Here is a 17,194-nt window from a genome sequence, read left to right as displayed (position 1 = left end):
GTCGTCCCCCGTTTGCCCAGGTCGTGTTCGCCTCCTACATCCGGCGGCGCCGAACGCGTGTACCGGTGAGGAGCCCACCGATCAGGAGAGCAAACAGTGCCAGCAGCAGAGCACCCCTCGCATCCACCCCGGTGTGCCCGAGCACCGCCGCCGGGGCCACGATCGTCACCTTCGTCACCGCGCACGATGCGTCGGGATTCTCGGAACACGGGTTCTTCACGGTCGGCGGGGCCCACGGGCCCGGCGGGGTCGTGATGGTTGCCGAGTTCACGGTGTCGCCGGCCACGGTCACGATCGCCGTGACGGTGAACATCGCAGTCGCCCCAACGGCAAGGCTCTCGATCGTCCAGCTCAGGGCGCCGTCGGAGAGCGTGCCCTCCGGAAGCGAGCTGACCAGCTTCATGCCCTTCGGGAGCGTGTCGGTCACGGTCAGATCCCGGGCGTCAATCTGCCCGTCGTTGGCGGCGGTGATCGTGTAGACGAGCGTGTCACCGACGTGGGCGGCGGCCCGGTCGACGGTCTTGGCGAAGCTCACGTGCCCGACGTCGAAGGTGTTCGTGATGGTGACGGATGCCGGTTCGGCTCCCCCGACGATCGTCACCAGGCCATCGGCCGGGTTGGTCTCCGACGCGGTGGCCAGGCCAGGATCGGTCTCTTCGACCGAGCAGGTGGCCCCGACGATCAGGTCGTCGATGGTCTTCGACCAGCCGTTCTTCTCGCTCAACTGGAACGTCGCATCCTTACCCAGGTCGATGGCGGTCTGCTTCCCGTCCTTGAGGTAGGTGCAGGACACCTGCACGGTGAACGGTCCGGCGCCGAATGTCTCGGCGCCCTCACCGATGCGCACCTTGTCGACGACCAGACTGGCTGTGTCGAACGTGTTGGTGATGGTGATCTTGGCGGGTGCATCGGCCCCCACCGTCGCCGAGGAGGGGCTCACCTTCACGGCAGTCGCGCCGCCGGTGGTGGTCTCGATGGCCGCGCACTGCGCGCCCTCGATCAGACCGCCAAGGGTGGCCGAGTAGTCGTTCGCTGCGTTCAGCTCGACCACACCCCCGTTCGGCAGTGGAATCGTCAGCGTCTCAGCGTCTTTCTGCCAGGTGCAGGAGACCTGTGCGACAAACGGCCCGACGCCGTAGCTGTCAGCCCCGTCACCGATGCGCACCTTGGTGAGTTCGACTGTTCCGGCGCGGAAGGTGTTTGTCACGCCGACCGAGACGAGCCCGAGTGGCTGACCGCCGACCGGGCCCGGGATGACCACGGTCGGGTGGTCGATCGTGGATTCGTTCGCACCGCCGTCGATGGTCTCGACAACCGAGCATTCTGACCCGGCCGGGAAGACCTCGTCGGGCGAACGGGTTTCCCCGCCGCGAATCGTGAACAGCTCGTCATAGATCTGCTCGCCCTGGTAGACGCAACTGATCTGCACTTCGAACGGTCCAGAACCGTACTCGACGGCGTCGCCGTCGACCGACTTCGTCACGGCGAGGGTGCCTCCGGCGAAATGGTTGGTGACAATCGCTTCGTTCTCTTCGGCCGTCTCGGCGAGCGTCACGGACGAGGATGTTCCCGACGTCGTCTGGCTACCCCATGTGACCGACACATTGTTCGGAACGGATGCTGCGCCATCGGCATCCGTTTCAGTCAGCTCGCAGACGGAGCCGACCGGCAGGTTTTCAACCCGGTGCGATTCGCCGTCGGCGAGGGTGAACGCCGCGTCTGCCGCGTCGAGCGAGAGCGCTGTTCCACCGCTGGTACGGCAGGCGAGGCTGAAGTCGAATGGACCGAACGATCCGAGGGTCGCCGGGGTGTCGACACGCTTGGTCACGGTGAGTGCCGTGACGGCATAGTCGTTGGTGATCGTCACGGTCTGGCCGGAAGGAACCGGGTCGGCGGCGACTCCCGAAGCGATGACAACACTCGCCGGGGTGACACTTCGGCTGCTTTCACCGAACGAACCGTCGGCACCGTCTTCGGTGACCGCACAGCTCGCACCGGTCGGGATCCCGTCGATGCGTGAGGTGAAGGAGTTGGCCGTGTTCAGCACCACCGTGCCGAACTGGCCCATGTCCACGGGCGCACCGGCGACGGTGCAGACCACGGATGCCGTGAACTCGGCGGGCGCGAACTCGTCGGCTTCTCCGGTGATCACCTTGGTGATCGCAAGCGGACCACTGCTCATCGTGACGCCGGCTTTGACTGGTTCGGCGGCACTCGACTGCGGCTGGCCCGAGACGTAGCTCGCGTAGTAACCGAATGAGTTCCAGGCCTTCACCGGGGCGACGGGGACAGTGACCGGTGCCCGACCGTCACCGTCGACCGTCGACGGTGTGTTGGTCGAGGAGTACGCGACTGTCACCGTGCCACCAGGCGGAAGAACTCCGCCGGCAACACCGCTGAAGTCGAAGACGAGCTTGACGGCCGTCACATCCGCCGCCGGAATCGACACGTTGACCTCGCTGGAGGGAACCCAGTCGCCCGGCTGGCAGTCCCCGACGCCGAGGCCCGACCCGCTCCCGGGAGTGATCTCGTCGGTGCAGACGTCCTGCGCATCGGTGACATACCAGTCAAGGCCGGTTCCGGTGCTGAGGCCGTCGGTGATGAGACCGAGGCTGCCACCGAACGTCGGCGCCCAGCCGGATCCGCGCGGTGAGGTTTCGACCACGCCCGTGTCTCCCTGGCGTGGGAAGACATCCACAAGCGTGAGATCCTTCGCCGCGATGGTGCCACCGTTGGCGAGCACCAAGCGCCACTCATCGGTCTGGCCGATTTCGCTGTTCGCCGCGCAGGGGTAGCGGTGGAATCCGTCACTGTCGGGCGTGCAGACGACACTCGGGTTCAGCACGTTGACCGCCCCGCCCGAGGCACCCTTGACCTTTTTCGATGTCGAGAACGACGGCTGCCCGAGCACCGTGACGATGTTCGAGGTGGAGCAGACGTTGTCGGCCAGCCCGACCGGTCGGCCGTTGCCGGCGTTGAGTGCGGTGCAGGCTCCGTTGGCCACCACGTTGTCGCTCGAGACACCGAAGGTGTTCGTCGAGACAAAACCCGCTCCGAGTCCGGGCTTCAGCTGCAGCTTGAGGGTGATCTGGTAGGTCTCACCCGGCGCAATTTTCGCCCCGGCGGGCCAGCTGAAGCTGATCACGCCGGTCGCTTCGTCGAAGCTCCGGGTGATCTGGGTCGGATCGGTGCTGAGTGTTCCGTTCGCGGAGGTCGCGTACACGGGAACATCCGTCGGCACGAACAACAGCGAACCGTCGGTCGGCAGCGTATCGACCACAACCGGATTCACCAGGTATCCGGTTCCCTTGTTCTTGAACTTGAGGGTGAAGCCGATCTCCGCGCCGCCCTTCGACTGGCTGGGAGTCGTTTTTTCAACCGCGATTGCGGCAGTTCCCTCAGCCAGCGTGAAGGTCTTGGTGTCGTCGTCCGTGCTGACGATGTCGTCGTAGCGGGCAGTGGCCTTCTCGGTGTTGGTGATGGTGCCGGCCGCGGTTTCACCGGGCATCGGCTGGGCGTCGCGCGTCGACGTGACTGGTCCACTGCCATCGCGCAACTGCGCGCGCAGCTCGACCGAGAGTTTCACGTTGACCGCGTCATTGCTTGCCGCGAATGCCGCTCCGTCAGCGCGCGTGTAGATGTAGCGCAGGCCCGTCACCTCGGCAGCCACGACCCCGGTCGGGAGCGCGGCGTTCGCGAACGTCGTCGGCGCTTGGCTGAGACCGTGCCAGAGAGCTGAAGATCCGATCCCGGTCTGTGCCTCAACCTGCACCCGGTCGGCACCGGTCGGTGCGGTCGGGAGTGTGAACGAGGAGAGCGTGAATGCGTTCCAGAAGGTGGTGGAGGAATCCTCGATGATGAGTTGCTTGGGCGCGATGGTTCCGGTCGACCGCGCCCTGAGGTTGACGGTGATCGGCGAGACCGGGTTGGCCTGCAGCGTGCTTGTCGGCTGAATCGTTTTCGTCGTTTCCACGGTGAGGTTGCCGTTCACCAACTGGAGAGGTTTCGATTCCTCAGCCTCGGCCTCGCCACCGGGGATCACCTGGTCATGAAGCCGGGTGACGACACGGTTTGTCACGGTGCCCGGTTGCGGGGCGATGTTGCCGGCACGGGTGGTCGGGCGCAGCTTCACCTGCATGACGACGGTCATCTCGGCGTTCTGTGCGATGGACCCGCCCGAGCCCGTTGCCCCGTCGGCGTTGGTTCCCTCGAAGAGCACGCTCACCCCGACAACGTCGGCGAGCTGCGCGGCAGTCAACGCTTCGGCCTCGGCTTTGGTGGCTGTCGTCGTCGAGAGCGTTCCGTCGGCGGCCCGGTGCAGGAGGCTGACGACGGTCAGCTCCTCCTGCACTCCCGACGTCGACGGGATGCCGATGGCGAGCCCGGTGAGGTCGACCTCCTCGAAGGGGTTGGTCGCCGGGTCGTAGCCCGCGAACGTGCAGACGCTCTGGTCACCGGCTCCGGTGCAGTCGCTCGGGTCGCTGAGCCGCAGCTGCCAGGTCTTGGTCGGCGAGGTGTTCTTGACCGTCGTCGTGTAGGTGGCCGTCGGGTACGCGGATGCCGCAACATCCGGCTGTGGAATCACTAGGGAACTCGGCGTCACGTTTTTGCTCGCGTTCACCGTCATCGCCGGGTCGACGATCAACACATGATCGTTCGCGGAACGGGTGATCGCGGGTCCGGACTCGGGGTAGGCCCGAGTGCTCATGGTGTTGTCGACGGAGCCGGAGATCGGGGCGTCGTCGTCGGCACGCATGTTGTACGCGCGGTCGCCGGTCACCCATTTCTTGCCGCCGTCACTCGTGTCTCGCACCTGGTCACGCACGGTGAAATTGAGGTGGATGGCACGGCCCGTCGAGCTCGTGCCGCTATAGACGCCCTCGGCGAGACTGGCCACGCCGGAACCGACCGACGGAGCGTTCGGGTTGGTCGACCCGACGCGGTTCGAGCCTTCGGCGAAGGTGAGACGCACGCTCAGAGTGCTCTTCTTCTCGGCGGCGCTCAACGGGTAACCGGGGAACTTTCCGTCACAGGTTGCGGTGGCCGGGCATGCGGCGGCGGTGATATCAACCCAGGCCGTGCCGTCGAACAACTCCACCTTCGACACCCGGTCCCACTTCATCAGTGGGTCGGTGCCCGGCGTGATCGGGTCGATGCTGTGAAGGTTGAACGCCTGGTAGACGCTCTGCACGACGGGCAACGGGTTCGGCGGGTCGGTCACCTCGACGCGAGACATACCTGTTTGCTCGACACCCCAGATCAGGTTCGTTCCGATTGTCGTCTGGGACTGCGCCGCGACCACACCCGGCGCATCCCAGATCTTGTCCGCGATCAGGGCTCCAATGCCGGGGTCGCTGTTGGCCGCACGGATGTCGACGGCCGCGCAGTCGGTGGCGAGGTTGCTGGTCAGCGGGGCCGGGCTGCCGGACCAGGTGCCCGTTGCGCTGCTCGATGCGCAGTTCTCATAGGACGTGAGATCGGGGTTGGTTCCGGGGTTCGTGATCGCGCCGCTGTCCCGCAGGGTGGAGCGGGCAGAGAAGATGATGGCCGGCTTCACGTTTGTCGCCTGACCGAATCCGTCGGCATCGGTGAAGGTGAACCGAAGGCCGCGCAGGTCGGTGTTGCTCGTGCCGTTCGGCAGAACATCGTTCAGTTTCGCGGCGTAGGACTTCGCTGCCGCCGTCGCGTCGACGCTCGCCACCGTGTGCCAGAGCGTGCCATCCGTCGTGTATTCGATCGTCAGGATGGACCCGGTCGGAACCGAGGTCGGCGCGATTGCGACGGCATCGAAGGCGTTCCAGTATTCAGACGTCGGGTTCTGCGGTTCTGTCACGACGATGCTGGTCGGACGCACCGAGCTCGATCCATCAGGGGTCTGCGCGGAGAGCTGCACCAGGTTGCGACCGCCTGGCACCACAATCGCGGGGGTGATCGTCTTGTCGAGGGTGAGCTTGATCTCGGGGAAGTAGACGTTGAGGTCGGCCTGGGCCTGGGCGTCTCCCGTGCCGGCCGCGTTGGAGCCAGTCGCTGTGACGACGTTCGGATAGGTCCGGAAGCCGGCGCCGGCCGGGCCGGCATCCACAGTGGTCTTCACCGTGACACCGATGGAGGCGGTGGCTCCGGCCACGATGGCGCCGGTGTACGCGACGGTAAACCCAGTCACACGCTGGCCGGCAGTCAGAGTGGGGGTGGTCGGCAAACCTGACGCTGCGTCGAAGGAAGACGGCGCCGGGGTGGCACCACTGTTGACCTGCCACGTCACCGTGCCGGCGGTGGCACCCTGCGGCCAGGCGAATGCCGCGGGATCGAAACCGCCGAACAGCACGCCGTCAGTGAAGAAGCTACCGGCGGGATTCGGTTCGGCGATGGTCAGGCTATTCAAGGGCCCGCTGGAGTTGTTGGCCGCCGAGATCGTTGCGACAGTCGTCGCCCCCGCGGCAATGTCCGAGGGGCTGAATGTCTTTGTCACCCCGACCTGGACTGTGAGCGGTGAGATGGTCTGCGTGTCGCTCGCCAGTGGCGCATCGGCATTCCCTTCGGCCGTGGTGGCGGAGCCGCCGGCCGAGTTCACACGTTGGCCGCCCGCCGCGAGCGAGTCGCCCGTGGTGCGGTTTGTCGCCCGCTGCGCGAGCGTGAGCTTCACGCTCCCGGCGGACCCTCGTGCTGAAAGTGTCGCGCCGGCCTGAGATGAGAACACAAAACGAAGCGCTGTCACTGCCGCGGGGTCGACGGTGTCGGGCAGCTCGGCCGTCACGCCGGCAGTGCCGGCGTGTTCGATGCCACCCACTGTCGCGACGACCTGGACCAGGTCGGCTCCGGCCGGAAAGGAGACGTCGCCGAGACCGGCGAGGTCATAGAAGTTGAAGACGCTGCCCGCGGCCGCGGGGTCGGCGGGTTCGAGGAGTGTCAGCGCGGAGGCGACGATGTTCGAGGTGTTCTGGCCGGTGAGCGTGACGGTGGAGATTTCGCCGGCGAGAAACTGGGTGCTCTCCGGAGCCCAGTCTTTCGTGACCAGGGCACCGAGCACCGTCGGAACCTTGAGGGTGACCTGGGCCGAGGCGGTGACGGTCTTGGCATTCGTGGCCGCGATGTCCGCGGAGTTCGGGACGACGATGCCGTCCCAGCTCTTGTCGAGGTCGGCGGGCACCTGCACTTGCACCTGCACCGTGCCGGTGTCACCGGCGGCGATTCCCGTGCTCGCGGGAGTCGTGTTCGGAACGGCGTCACTGAATCGCACGGTCACCACGCGCCCGTCGACGCTCGCGGCGTAGCTGCCAACCCCCACGACGATCGGGTCGCCGACGATCACGAACGGTTCGGGGATCGGGTCAGTGATGACGGCATCCACGCACCCTGTTGTGGTCGAGGCGCACGCGAAGCTGAGCGTGTAAATGAAGCTGCTTCCCGGTTCACGCGGCTCCGCGCCTTCAACGGATTTCGAGAGGCCGAGTACTCCGGCACCGAGGTCGGCAGCGAGCGCGGCGGGGGCAGTGATCGCGGCGCCGGCAAACAACGAAATCAGCAGGGCCAGCGTCGTCACCAGCATCCCGGTGCGCTTGCGCGCACGGCCGGCATGGCGTCCATGAGTGCGGCGAAGTGGTGGGCGTGAGAGCAACATGAGAAAGCAGACCTTCAAGTGAGCGGTGAATTGCGACCGGTCGCGCACGTTGGATCGGGGTGCGGCGTGGGTGGTCGTGTGTCTGGCGACACTCGGGCGCTGTCGCGAAATCAGGAGATTTCCCGAGCGCCCGGACCGATCCAAGCAGTCAGAACGTGTCCTCATTTGTGAGGACTTGATTTCTCACCCCGGCTTTAACCCCTTTTCGCCATTTCTCCTCCCCTGTGGGTGGAAGAGCCGCGATCAGGAGTGCGTAGCGCGCGTCCCGGCGGGTCGTGTGGGCGAGCCACCCGAGCTCCGAGATTCCTCCCGCACGCAGCGATGACCCCGGAGCGTTGTGAACACTCCGGGGTCATCAGATGGGTGAGGGCGGGTCCGATCAGAGCAGCAAGCGGAGCTCACGCCCTGCCTGCAGCGCCTCGTCACGAGATTGCGCACCGAGCTTTCGGTAGAGGTTGCGCCGATGGGTCTTGACCGTGTTTACCGAAAGATAGAGGTCAGAGGAGATCTTCTTGAGTGAGGCTTTGCCTCGCAACGACTGCAGTACTTTGAGTTCTTGTTTGGTCAGTACGGGAGCTTCCGCGACCCGGTACGGGGGCCGGGCCAGCGGCCTCTCCTCGCCGAGGAGCGCAGTGATCCGGCCGAGAACCTCCGGCGTGGCTTCCGTCAGCGCGTCGAATGCCCCGTACCGCGCGATCAGAGTCGCGGCCTGCTGTGAATACTCCTCGGCGTGCGTCTGATTGAACGCCGCCTGCGCCGAGTTCGCGCGCATCACCGCCCACGCAGCCATCGGAAGCACTCCGGAGCCGCCGCGCTCGACGAGGGCGTGGATACCGTCGAGCACGGCCTCGTGATTGCCCCGGAGCGCGTGCAGGCGCAATCGCGAGGTGCTGACCATCGGGTGGCAGGGCTGCTGCTCCGCCGGACCCAGGGCGCGCTCGGCGGCGTCGAGGGAGCCCAGGGACTGATAGAGGTCAGACAAGTCAGAGCGAAGAATCGCCCCGGCGAGTGAACCGGGGCCACTCAGGGACCGGTGTGAAACAAGCAGTCGCTCAAGCGTTTCACTGGCAGCGACCCGGTCCCCCCAGTACAGTGCGTGCCGGGCGCGCGCGTGCGCGCCCACCGACCAGAACTCAGTCTCATCGACCAGGCGGTCGATCCGGGCGATCGACGTCGCACTTGCTTGTTCGTCGAGCGCTCCCAACGCGAGTAGCGGCGGCACCAGTATCGCGGCGCTTTCGTAGGCATGCGCGAACGAACCCGCCCCGCTCGTCCGCAGCCCGACATCGGCGGTGGCGGAACTCTGCGCCTGGGCGTAGTCGCCGTCGAGGGCATAGGCGAATGCGAGGTAGTTACGGGCGTGCGGCGCGGCCGGATGCCCGCGTCCGATCACACACCAACGAATGGCTTCAGTGAAAATCGAGATCGCCGAAGCAGTGTCTCCGATGAGGAGCTTCGTCGCGCCGACAGGAATATATATCGACGGCAGAAAGTCATCGAAATTGGTGTACTCGGCTGCGTTCCGGATCGCTCGCAGAATGCGCTCGGCGGCGTTGTCGGCGTCGCCGAGGTGCCCCAACGCCCTGGCATATTGCATCGGGCCGAGGTGCCGGCCGATCTCATCGCGCGCCAGCGACTCTTCCTGCTGATCGAGCCATTCGACAAACGCTTCGTAGTCGTTGTTCGCCATGACGGTGAAGGGCTTCTCAAGCGACTCCAGGATCGCGCGGAGAATGATCAGCCGTGGATTCTGCCGCAGCCAGCCCGGGGGCATTGCGGCGAACGCGGCGGGCCAGGCATTGGGTTCTTCCAGCGAGATTCTCACGAGATGACTGTTGGCGAGACGCCCGATCTCATCCCACTGTTGCTTGCCCACCAACTCGCCCAAAAAACTGCTGTCGCTCACCACTCGCCTCTCCATCCGGGGGCGCCGCAGAGGACCCCCACTCAATCAAGCCGGAGTGCCGTGCCAGGTGCCAGCTCAGAGCGCGTGTCCTGCCAAAGATGGTTCTCGGTTTGGTACTGGCATGGTCCTGGCCGGGGCGGTCGGCGAAAACTACACGGAAGTGGTCGAGTCCAACAGTCCCAGCTGGTGCGCGCGGGCCAACGCCGCAAGACGGTCATGCACACCGAGCTTCGAGTAGACGCTCGCCGCCTGCTTCTTCACTGTGTTCACCGAGACCGTGAGCGTGGTCGCGATGACCGCGAATGAGTCAGTCCTCGCCAACTCAGCCAGCACCGCCTCCTCGCGCCCGGTGAGCACGATCAGCTGCGCCCGACGCGGATAGACGGTGCGTATCTGCGCGACACGGGCCCGGGCATCCGCCGAAAGCTCAATCTGTGACAGCTGCAGAAGCGCCTCACGATCCTCTGCTGGGATCAGCGCGTATGGAATCAGGGTGCGCACGTGGCCGGCGAGGGCATGCGCGCGGGTGAACGATGTCACAGCAGCGGAATGATCGCCCAGCGACAATTGCGCTACCGCCGCGATCATCAGCAGGTCGATCTGATCGCGCACCGTCCTCGCTGCATCCCAGACCCCGGCTGCCGCAATCTTCTGCGCCTGATCGTGGTTGCCCGCGATGAGATGGAGCCGGGCATTCTGAACAGTGAACGGCCCGCCTTCGCGCTCGGCGGCGAGGAGGCGTTGGCTTGCCCGGTTCAGCTCCCCCATCGCGAGAAGCAGGTCGATTGCCTCTCTCTCCATGGCGCGGCTCGCGTGGCCGCCACCGGCGAGCACCCGGGCGTGCACGACCGCGAGGTGTCCCAACCGAGCCAGCATGGCAATCGGCTCGGCGAAGAGAAGGGCATGACGGCTGGCCGCCTCGGCGATGAACGCCCACATCTCCAGTTCTTGCGCGGCGTCTCCTGCCGCCAGAAGTTCGGCGGCCGCTGCGTCAGAGTCAAGGCTGTCCAACGCGCGATGCACCCCGGCGATCCGCGCGGGAACTCCGATCAGGTAGTCGGTCACGCTTCCGTTGGTGCCGAAACCGCGATGCACCTCCAACCACCGCCCGGCGTCGGTCGATTCGCCGCCCAGCGTGTGAATCAGCGCCAGCTGCGCCGCCGCATTGGAGGCGACGAGGTCGTTGCCGTCATCCCGTGCTGTTTCAAACGCTTCGAATGAGAGCCGGGTGGATCGCTCGAGGTCTCCTGCCAACAACGCCGTCATGCTCCATTGAAAATGGAACCACGCGACCTGCTCAGACGAATCCCCGATTTCACCGCGATTCCGGCGGCCCGCAAGCTCGGAAGCGATGCGGCCCGCCAGCTCGCCAGCCTGATTGATGAATCCTGCGCTGCGCAGCGAAATCACCTCGGCCACGGCCACGGCGCACAGTTTGGCCACCGAGTCGAACGCCGTCAGGTCGGCGAGATTGCCCTCGGCCACGCTGATGTAGCTGCGCAGAAGCGTGCGGCCGCCCTCGTCGTCGTCGGAACTTCTCCACAGAGCCTCGACCATGGACCTTGCAAAGCTGAGGCTGGGGAATCGTTCGAGAACCTCGTCGGGCAGAGAAGAGAACGCAGCGATCGCCTCGGCCGAACCGGTCGACGTCAGGGTGAACGCCTGCTCGCAGACGATTTGGTTCAAGAATGCCCAGTCTTGACCGGCACAGGCGTGCGTCAGTGCATCGCCGAGAGAGCGGGCATCCGCCCCCGCATAGTGGCGGGCGAGTAGACAGTGCGTCTCCGCCTCCCGAAGCGGGTCACGCGTCGCAAATTCGTCGAGCAAAACCGTGCGGATGAGGCCGGGGAAGCGCCACGTCCGTCCGCCCGCCTGTCCTCCAACACGCTCAAGCACACCGACGCGAACGAACATGCCGAGCACGCTTTCCGGCGAGCGCTGGACACCGAGCACGATGTCGTCCACCGGCTCAGTCAGGAGGAGCCTGACAACCGCCGGCGTGAGGATTCGCGGCACCGCGAGCCGGAACGCCGTCAACATCCCGGGTTCGTTCACGATCTGAGGGAGCACGAAAGCGCGGAGGTACCGTTCCGCGGCCCCGACAGAGAACTGCTCAGCCCCTGCCGATGTGTCGTCAAGAATCAACCGGGTCAGCTGCATCCACCCGCCGGTGAGATCGTGTAGTTCGCCGAGTCGCTCAGGGCTGAAATCGTGTCCCCGGGATGCGACGAATTGCGGCAGCTCGTCGCGCGTCAGGATCAGGTCGCGACCCGTCAGAACGTGAAGGTCAATGCTCAACTGTTCTGCCGCCGCCTGGAGAGGGTGGGCGTAGCCGCTGCACACCACGAAGTGGAGGCGCGGCAGTCGGGTGAGCAGTTTCAGGAGCAGGTCGATGGCAGCCGGATCGTCGATGCAATCAGCGTTGTCGATGACCACGACGACAGTTCCCTCGTTGTCGGTCGCTCCCTCATCGGTGGTCGCACGATCGATCGCCCTCTGCACGTGACGCAGCAGGATCTCCGGCGAGTTCAACTCGGCGCTCGCCTCAATCCATTCGACGACAGCCCCGGTATCCCGGAGGCCTTTCGCCCAGGAGCCGACGAGATGGGTTTTGCCGAATCCGGCCAGGGCTTTCACGAGGGTCAGCGCAGCTAACCGATCGAGTCGACGGAAGAGTGCGGGCCGCGACAGGAGACGAGCGGTGAGCCGGGGGAAAGGCTGAACGGGGGTGGAGGACACACCCCGATCGAACTCCGGATCGACCCTCATCACCTGCGTCACTCGTCCTCGACTCCCCGGGCCAGCTCCGATTGCGAACCCCTGAAGACAGGCAATCGGCCCCATCGTGCGACGACGATGAGGCGTGCAACTGGCAGGCTATCGCATTCGTGGAGGTTCAGACCTCAGGCGACAAGGGTCAGAATCTGACGTGCTGCATGACCCAGCTGTGCATGGTGACGGCAGCGGCCGCCGACGCGTTGATCGACCGGGTCGAGCCGAACTGTGTGATCTCGACGACGGCATCCGCTGCGGCGATCGCCTCGGGCGACAGGCCGGGGCCCTCCTGGCCGAAGAGCAGCACACAGCGCTCCGGAAACTCGAACGTCTCGATCTTGACGCAGCCGGGCACGTTGTCGATGGAGATCACCGGAAGGTTCTCGCTCTGCGCCCAGGCGAGAAACGAGGCCACATCGGGGTGGTGCATGACGTGCTGGTAGCGGTCGGTGACCATGGCGCCACGCTTGTTCCAGCGCTTGCGCCCGACGATATGCACCGTGTCGGCCGCGAAAGCGTTGGCACTTCGCACGATCGAGCCGATGTTCATGTCGTGCTGCCAGTTTTCGATGGCCACGTGAAACGGATGCCGGTGCTCGTCGAGGTCAGCGACGATGGCGGCCATGGTCCAGTAGCGGTAGCGGTCGATCACGTTTCGGGTGTCACCACGCTCGAGCAGCTCCCGGTCGTAGTGCGCGTCTTCGGGCCATTCGTCACGCCCACCCGGCCACGGGCCAACCCCGTAGGTCGACAGTTCGACCGTCGGGTTCTGCTCGGCGTCAAGTGGGGGGTGCACGGCTGGCTCAGTCACCGTTCAACCGTACGCGACCCGCCTGAGCCTGAGCGTCGCATCCGTCGATGCGGCGTGAGCCTCTCGGCGACTGAGCCTGTCGAAATCACGCGACCGCGTCTCAACGACGGATCACGATGTCGCGACAGGCTCGACCACCGAAACGACTCAGACCCCGGCGAGCCACAAATCCGGGCCGAAGATCTCATAGTGGATGCGATCGGCCGGCACTCCAGACGCGAGCGCCTGCCCCCGGATTTTGCGCATGAACGGGAGCGGCCCACACAGGTAGACCGAGGCATCCGCCGGGATCTCGACGTCGTCGAGCGACATGAACCCCTCCCGCGAGCCGTCGACCGGAGTCTCCAGCCACAGTTCAAGCTCAGCCGCCGAAAGCAGCGCGACATCCTCGCTCATCTGCTCCCGCAGCGCCCAGCGCTCGATCGTGCTCTCGGCGTGCAGCACGAGCACCTCGCGCTTCGAATCGTTCTCCGCCAGCGAGCGCAGAATCGAGGCGCTGGGGGTGCAGCCGATGCCGGCCGAAGCCAGCACGAGGGGGTGGTCACCGTCGCCGAGGGTCACATCGCCGCACGGGTTGGACAGCACAAGCTGGTCCCCAACCTGCACATCGCGGTGCAGCGCGGGCGAGACCTCGCCGTCAGCATCGAGCTTCGTGGTGAAGACGCGCGTGCGCGACCCGGTGCCCGACGACAGCGAGTACTGGCGCACCTGACGGATGCCGTCGGGCATGACCGCCGTGACGCTCACGTACTGACCGGGAAGCGCCGGCGTCACCGGGGTGTCATCGGCGGGTTCGAGCGTGAAGGTCACCGCGTCACTCCCGGCGGGCTCCTTGGAGACGACCGTCCACGGCGCCGTCACGGCATCGCTTGCTGCACCGGCGTACAGACCCTTCTCCATTTTGATCAGGGCATGGGCCATCAGCCAGTAGACCTCGGTCCAGGCTCCGGCGATCTCGGCGGTGATGACGTCGGCGAGCTCCTCGGCGATGGCCTCGAACAAGTACTGGTACACGACGTCGTACTGCTCGGGGCGCACATCGAGGGAGACGTGCTTGTGGGCGATGCGGGAGAGCATGATCTCTGGCGCGCTGTCCGGGTTCTTCACCAGGTGAGCGGCGAAGGCGGCGATGCTCCCGGCGAGCGCCTGCTGCTGGGATCCATTCGCCTGGTTCGATCGACTGAACATTCCGTCAAAGAGCCCCGGGTGGGCCGCGAACAGGCGGCCGTAGAAGTTCTTCGCAATGGCGGGCAGGCGCTCCCCGACCAGCGGAAGCGTGGCTTCGATGAGGGGAACGGACTGAGTCGAGAGCATGCTTACTCCTTGATTTCCGGCGAATTGGTCAAATCCGCATGTGAAATGCTGATTTCTACTCCGAATTCTACGCCCTGTAGAAGTTTGCTATTTACCGCGGTCTACCGAACGGTTTCCGCGAGTGACCTGAGCGTCACATTCACCGGCACTGTGCCCGAATGCCGACGCGGGGCGAGCGCCGCAATGACAACGTCGTCGAGCTCGGCATAGAACGCCCCACGGGCGCGGCGAAGAGCGCCGCGCAAGCCGCATCCGTCGCGCAGCGGACAGTCGCCGTGCGGCGACTCGCACTCCGCCACATCGCTGCGCGTGTCGAGCTTGCGCAGCAACCAGCCGGCGGTGACACCGCGCCCGGCCGCGCTAATCCGAACGCCTCCCGCTCGCCCCCGCACAGATTCCACCAGCCCCAACTCCCGAAGCTGGATGACCGCTTTGCTCACGTGGTTGTACGGAGTGCCGACGCGTTCTGCGATGACGGCCGTGGTCATCAGGTCGGCGCTGGGCTCCCCGGCCAACAGCATCACCACCCGCAGGCAGACATCCGAAAACGCGTTGATCTTCATCCGCCCAGAGTAGATGGTGCGGCTGTGCACCGGGTCGGCGATGGAGCCTGCCGATCCCTGGCGACAGGCTGCCGCTTAGGTGCGTGTGAGCGAGCCACCCGAACGAACACGGGAAACCGCATCGATCGTCGCAGCCAGGATCAGAACGCCACCGGTGACGACGAAGTTGACGCCGGCCGGAAGATTCAGCAGGCCGAGACCGTTCGTGATAACCGCGATCACCAGCGCACCGATGGCCGCGTGCAGCAGGCGTCCGCGTCCGCCAAACAGGCTGACACCGCCGACAACCGCCGCGGCGACGCCGCTCAGCACGATGTCGCGACCGGCTGCGGCATCCACCGACCCCACCTTGCTGATGCTGAAGAGTCCGGAGACCACCGCCAGAGTCGAACAGACGATGAATGCCGTCCAGCGGATGAGCACCACCTTGACGCCCGCGCGCCTGGCCGCCTCGGCATTGCCGCCGACCGCGTAGATGTAACGGCCGAACCGGGTGCGGTCGAGCACGAAGGTGCCGGCCCAGAGGATGGCCAGGGTGAACGGCACGACGATCGGCACACCCGCCACGACCCTGAACCCAGTGCCGCGATTCTGGCTGAGAATAGCGATGACGGTGCCACCGACCACAAGGATGACAGCGAGCTTGATCCAGACCAGGGCAATCGTGCGGTTCGGCACACCGGCTCGGGTACGGCGCGAGCGGTCCCAGAACGACGTGGCAAGCGAGACTCCGAGAATGACGACGAGCATCGCCCAGCCCGCCCATACCGGCATGTTGCTGTTCATGATCGCGAGGATCTCCGGCGTCTGCACCCGGTAGAGACCGCCACTGCCGATGATGATGAGCTCGAGGCCCTGAAAGGCGAGGAACAGGCCCAGGGTGACGACGAAGGAGGGAATACCGACGCGGGCGACGAAGAAACCGATGAACGTACCGATCGCGACGCCGGCGAGCAGCGCGATGAGCAGTGCGACCATCCAGTTGAGACCGTTGACGTTAACGAGCACGATGAAGAGCACCATCGTGAGTCCGGAGGTGACGCCGGCGGAAAGGTCGATCTCTCCGAGCAGGATCACGAAGACCAGCGCCATTCCGAGCATTACGAGCGTCGCCGCCTGGGTGAGCAGATTGGCGAAGTTGCGCTCGGTGAAGAAGAACGGGCTCAGAATTCCGAACAGCACGCTGAGCACGACGAAGCCGCCGATCGCGGGCAGCGCCCCCATGTCGCCGTGACGCACCCGCTGCAGATACGCCTTGGCTTGATCGATAACCGTGCCCTCTTGGCCACTGCCGATGAGTTCGGCGGTGCTCTTCGTCGCCAGGGCGGCGGTCGGCGTGGTGTCGGGCGCCTTGTTGCTCATGATTGTGCCCCCGTGTAGGTCTTACTGCCGGTGATGTAGCCCACGATGTCGTCACGGTTGGTGTCTGCCGCCTTGACGGATGCCACCATCTGTCCGAGGTAGAGCACGCTGATGAAATCGGCGACCTCGAACACATCGGCGAGGTTGTGACTGATGAGGATGACCGCCACATCCTGCTCGGCGAGCCGGGCGACGAGCTCAAGCACCTGCTCGGTCTGGGCGACGCCCAGCGCAGCGGTCGGCTCGTCAAGGATGACGACCTTGGCTTTCTTCAGCACGGATCGCGCGATGGCGACCGTTTGACGCTGGCCGCCGGAAAGCGAGGAAACCTTCTGCCGCACCGACCGTACTGTTCTCACTGAAAGCTGGCGCAGCGTCTCCGCGGCCTCGCGCTCCATCCTGCCCTCGTCAAAGGTGCCGGCACTGAGTTCCTCTCGACCGAGAAACATGTTCTGCACGATGTCAAGGTTGTCGCAGAGGGCGAGGTCTTGGTAGACCACTTCGATGCCGAGCCTGGCGGCCTCGCGCGGCGAATGCAGGTGGACGATCTCCCCGTTGAAGCGCACGTTGCCCGAGTCGTACGGCTGCACACCGGCGAGACCCTTGATGAGGGTCGACTTGCCGGCGCCGTTGTCGCCGACAAGCGCGGTGACTTTGCCCGGGTAGGCCTTGAGGTTCACCCCCTTCAGCACGCTCACCGGGCCGAAACTCTTGACGACATCCGTCAGTTCGATGATCGGGGCAACTTCGGTGGTCGGCGCATCCATGAGCCGTTCCTTCCTGACAGGGAGGGTACTGAAGGGAGGTGCTGTGGTGATCTTGAGGGGACTTACGGGGATGCCGGA

At 65.4% G+C, this 17,194-nt stretch carries 8 protein-coding genes; all 8 read right to left on the bottom strand.

The window, feature by feature from the left end; genetic code table 11:
* Positions 1-34: 34 nt before the first annotated feature.
* Positions 35-7,618 carry a DUF5979 domain-containing protein gene (locus AB4Y63_RS16730; RefSeq protein ID WP_441792206.1) on the bottom strand — a complete coding sequence of 2,528 codons (7,584 nt, stop codon included), beginning with the start codon at positions 7,616-7,618 and terminating at the stop codon, positions 35-37.
* 379 nt (positions 7,619-7,997) lie between these two features.
* Entirely contained in the window at positions 7,998-9,524 is a 1,527-nt protein-coding gene (locus tag AB4Y63_RS16725; protein WP_441792205.1) for a LuxR C-terminal-related transcriptional regulator, read from the bottom strand.
* A 150-nt stretch (positions 9,525-9,674) separates the two neighbouring features.
* Entirely contained in the window at positions 9,675-12,263 is a 2,589-nt protein-coding gene (locus tag AB4Y63_RS16720; RefSeq protein WP_441792204.1) for a LuxR C-terminal-related transcriptional regulator, read from the bottom strand.
* Positions 12,264-12,441: 178 nt separating this feature from the next.
* Positions 12,442-13,110 carry a TrmH family RNA methyltransferase gene (locus tag AB4Y63_RS16715; protein ID WP_441792203.1) on the bottom strand — a complete coding sequence of 223 codons (669 nt, stop codon included), beginning with the start codon at positions 13,108-13,110 and terminating at the stop codon, positions 12,442-12,444.
* 147 nt (positions 13,111-13,257) lie between these two features.
* A complete protein-coding gene (locus AB4Y63_RS16710; RefSeq protein ID WP_441792202.1) occupies positions 13,258-14,424 on the bottom strand; it encodes a globin domain-containing protein in 1,167 nt (388 codons plus the stop codon).
* A 101-nt stretch (positions 14,425-14,525) separates the two neighbouring features.
* The gene (locus tag AB4Y63_RS16705) at positions 14,526-14,987 is read right to left on the bottom strand and encodes an RrF2 family transcriptional regulator (protein WP_441792201.1); all 462 of its coding nucleotides are present in this window, start codon (positions 14,985-14,987) and stop codon (positions 14,526-14,528) included.
* Positions 14,988-15,062: 75 nt separating this feature from the next.
* Positions 15,063-16,349 (bottom strand): sugar ABC transporter permease, encoded by a 1,287-nt coding sequence (locus AB4Y63_RS16700; protein ID WP_441792200.1) that lies wholly within the window; start codon positions 16,347-16,349, stop codon positions 15,063-15,065.
* The gene (locus AB4Y63_RS16695) at positions 16,346-17,116 is read right to left on the bottom strand and encodes an ATP-binding cassette domain-containing protein (protein ID WP_441792199.1); all 771 of its coding nucleotides are present in this window, start codon (positions 17,114-17,116) and stop codon (positions 16,346-16,348) included. The genes AB4Y63_RS16700 and AB4Y63_RS16695 overlap by 4 nt, the downstream gene beginning before the upstream one ends.
* Between the last annotated feature and the right edge of the window lie 78 nt (positions 17,117-17,194).

This window comes from Leifsonia sp. YAF41 (assembly GCF_052113185.1).
Taxonomy (GTDB): Bacteria; Actinomycetota; Actinomycetes; order Actinomycetales; family Microbacteriaceae; genus Cryobacterium.
This window is presented reverse-complemented; position numbering and strand designations above follow the sequence as displayed.

What these genes read in the sequence shown, in the direction of transcription:
- AB4Y63_RS16730 (WP_441792206.1), bottom strand. Translation starts at nt 7,618, where the DNA reads ATGTTGCTCTCACGCCCACCACTTCGCCGCACTCATGGACGCCATGCC.
- AB4Y63_RS16710 (WP_441792202.1), bottom strand. Translation starts at nt 14,424, where the DNA reads ATGCTCTCGACTCAGTCCGTTCCCCTCATCGAAGCCACGCTTCCGCTG.
- AB4Y63_RS16700 (WP_441792200.1), bottom strand. Translation starts at nt 16,349, where the DNA reads ATGAGCAACAAGGCGCCCGACACCACGCCGACCGCCGCCCTGGCGACG.
- AB4Y63_RS16695 (WP_441792199.1), bottom strand. Translation starts at nt 17,116, where the DNA reads ATGGATGCGCCGACCACCGAAGTTGCCCCGATCATCGAACTGACGGAT.
- AB4Y63_RS16705 (WP_441792201.1), bottom strand. Translation starts at nt 14,987, where the DNA reads ATGAAGATCAACGCGTTTTCGGATGTCTGCCTGCGGGTGGTGATGCTG.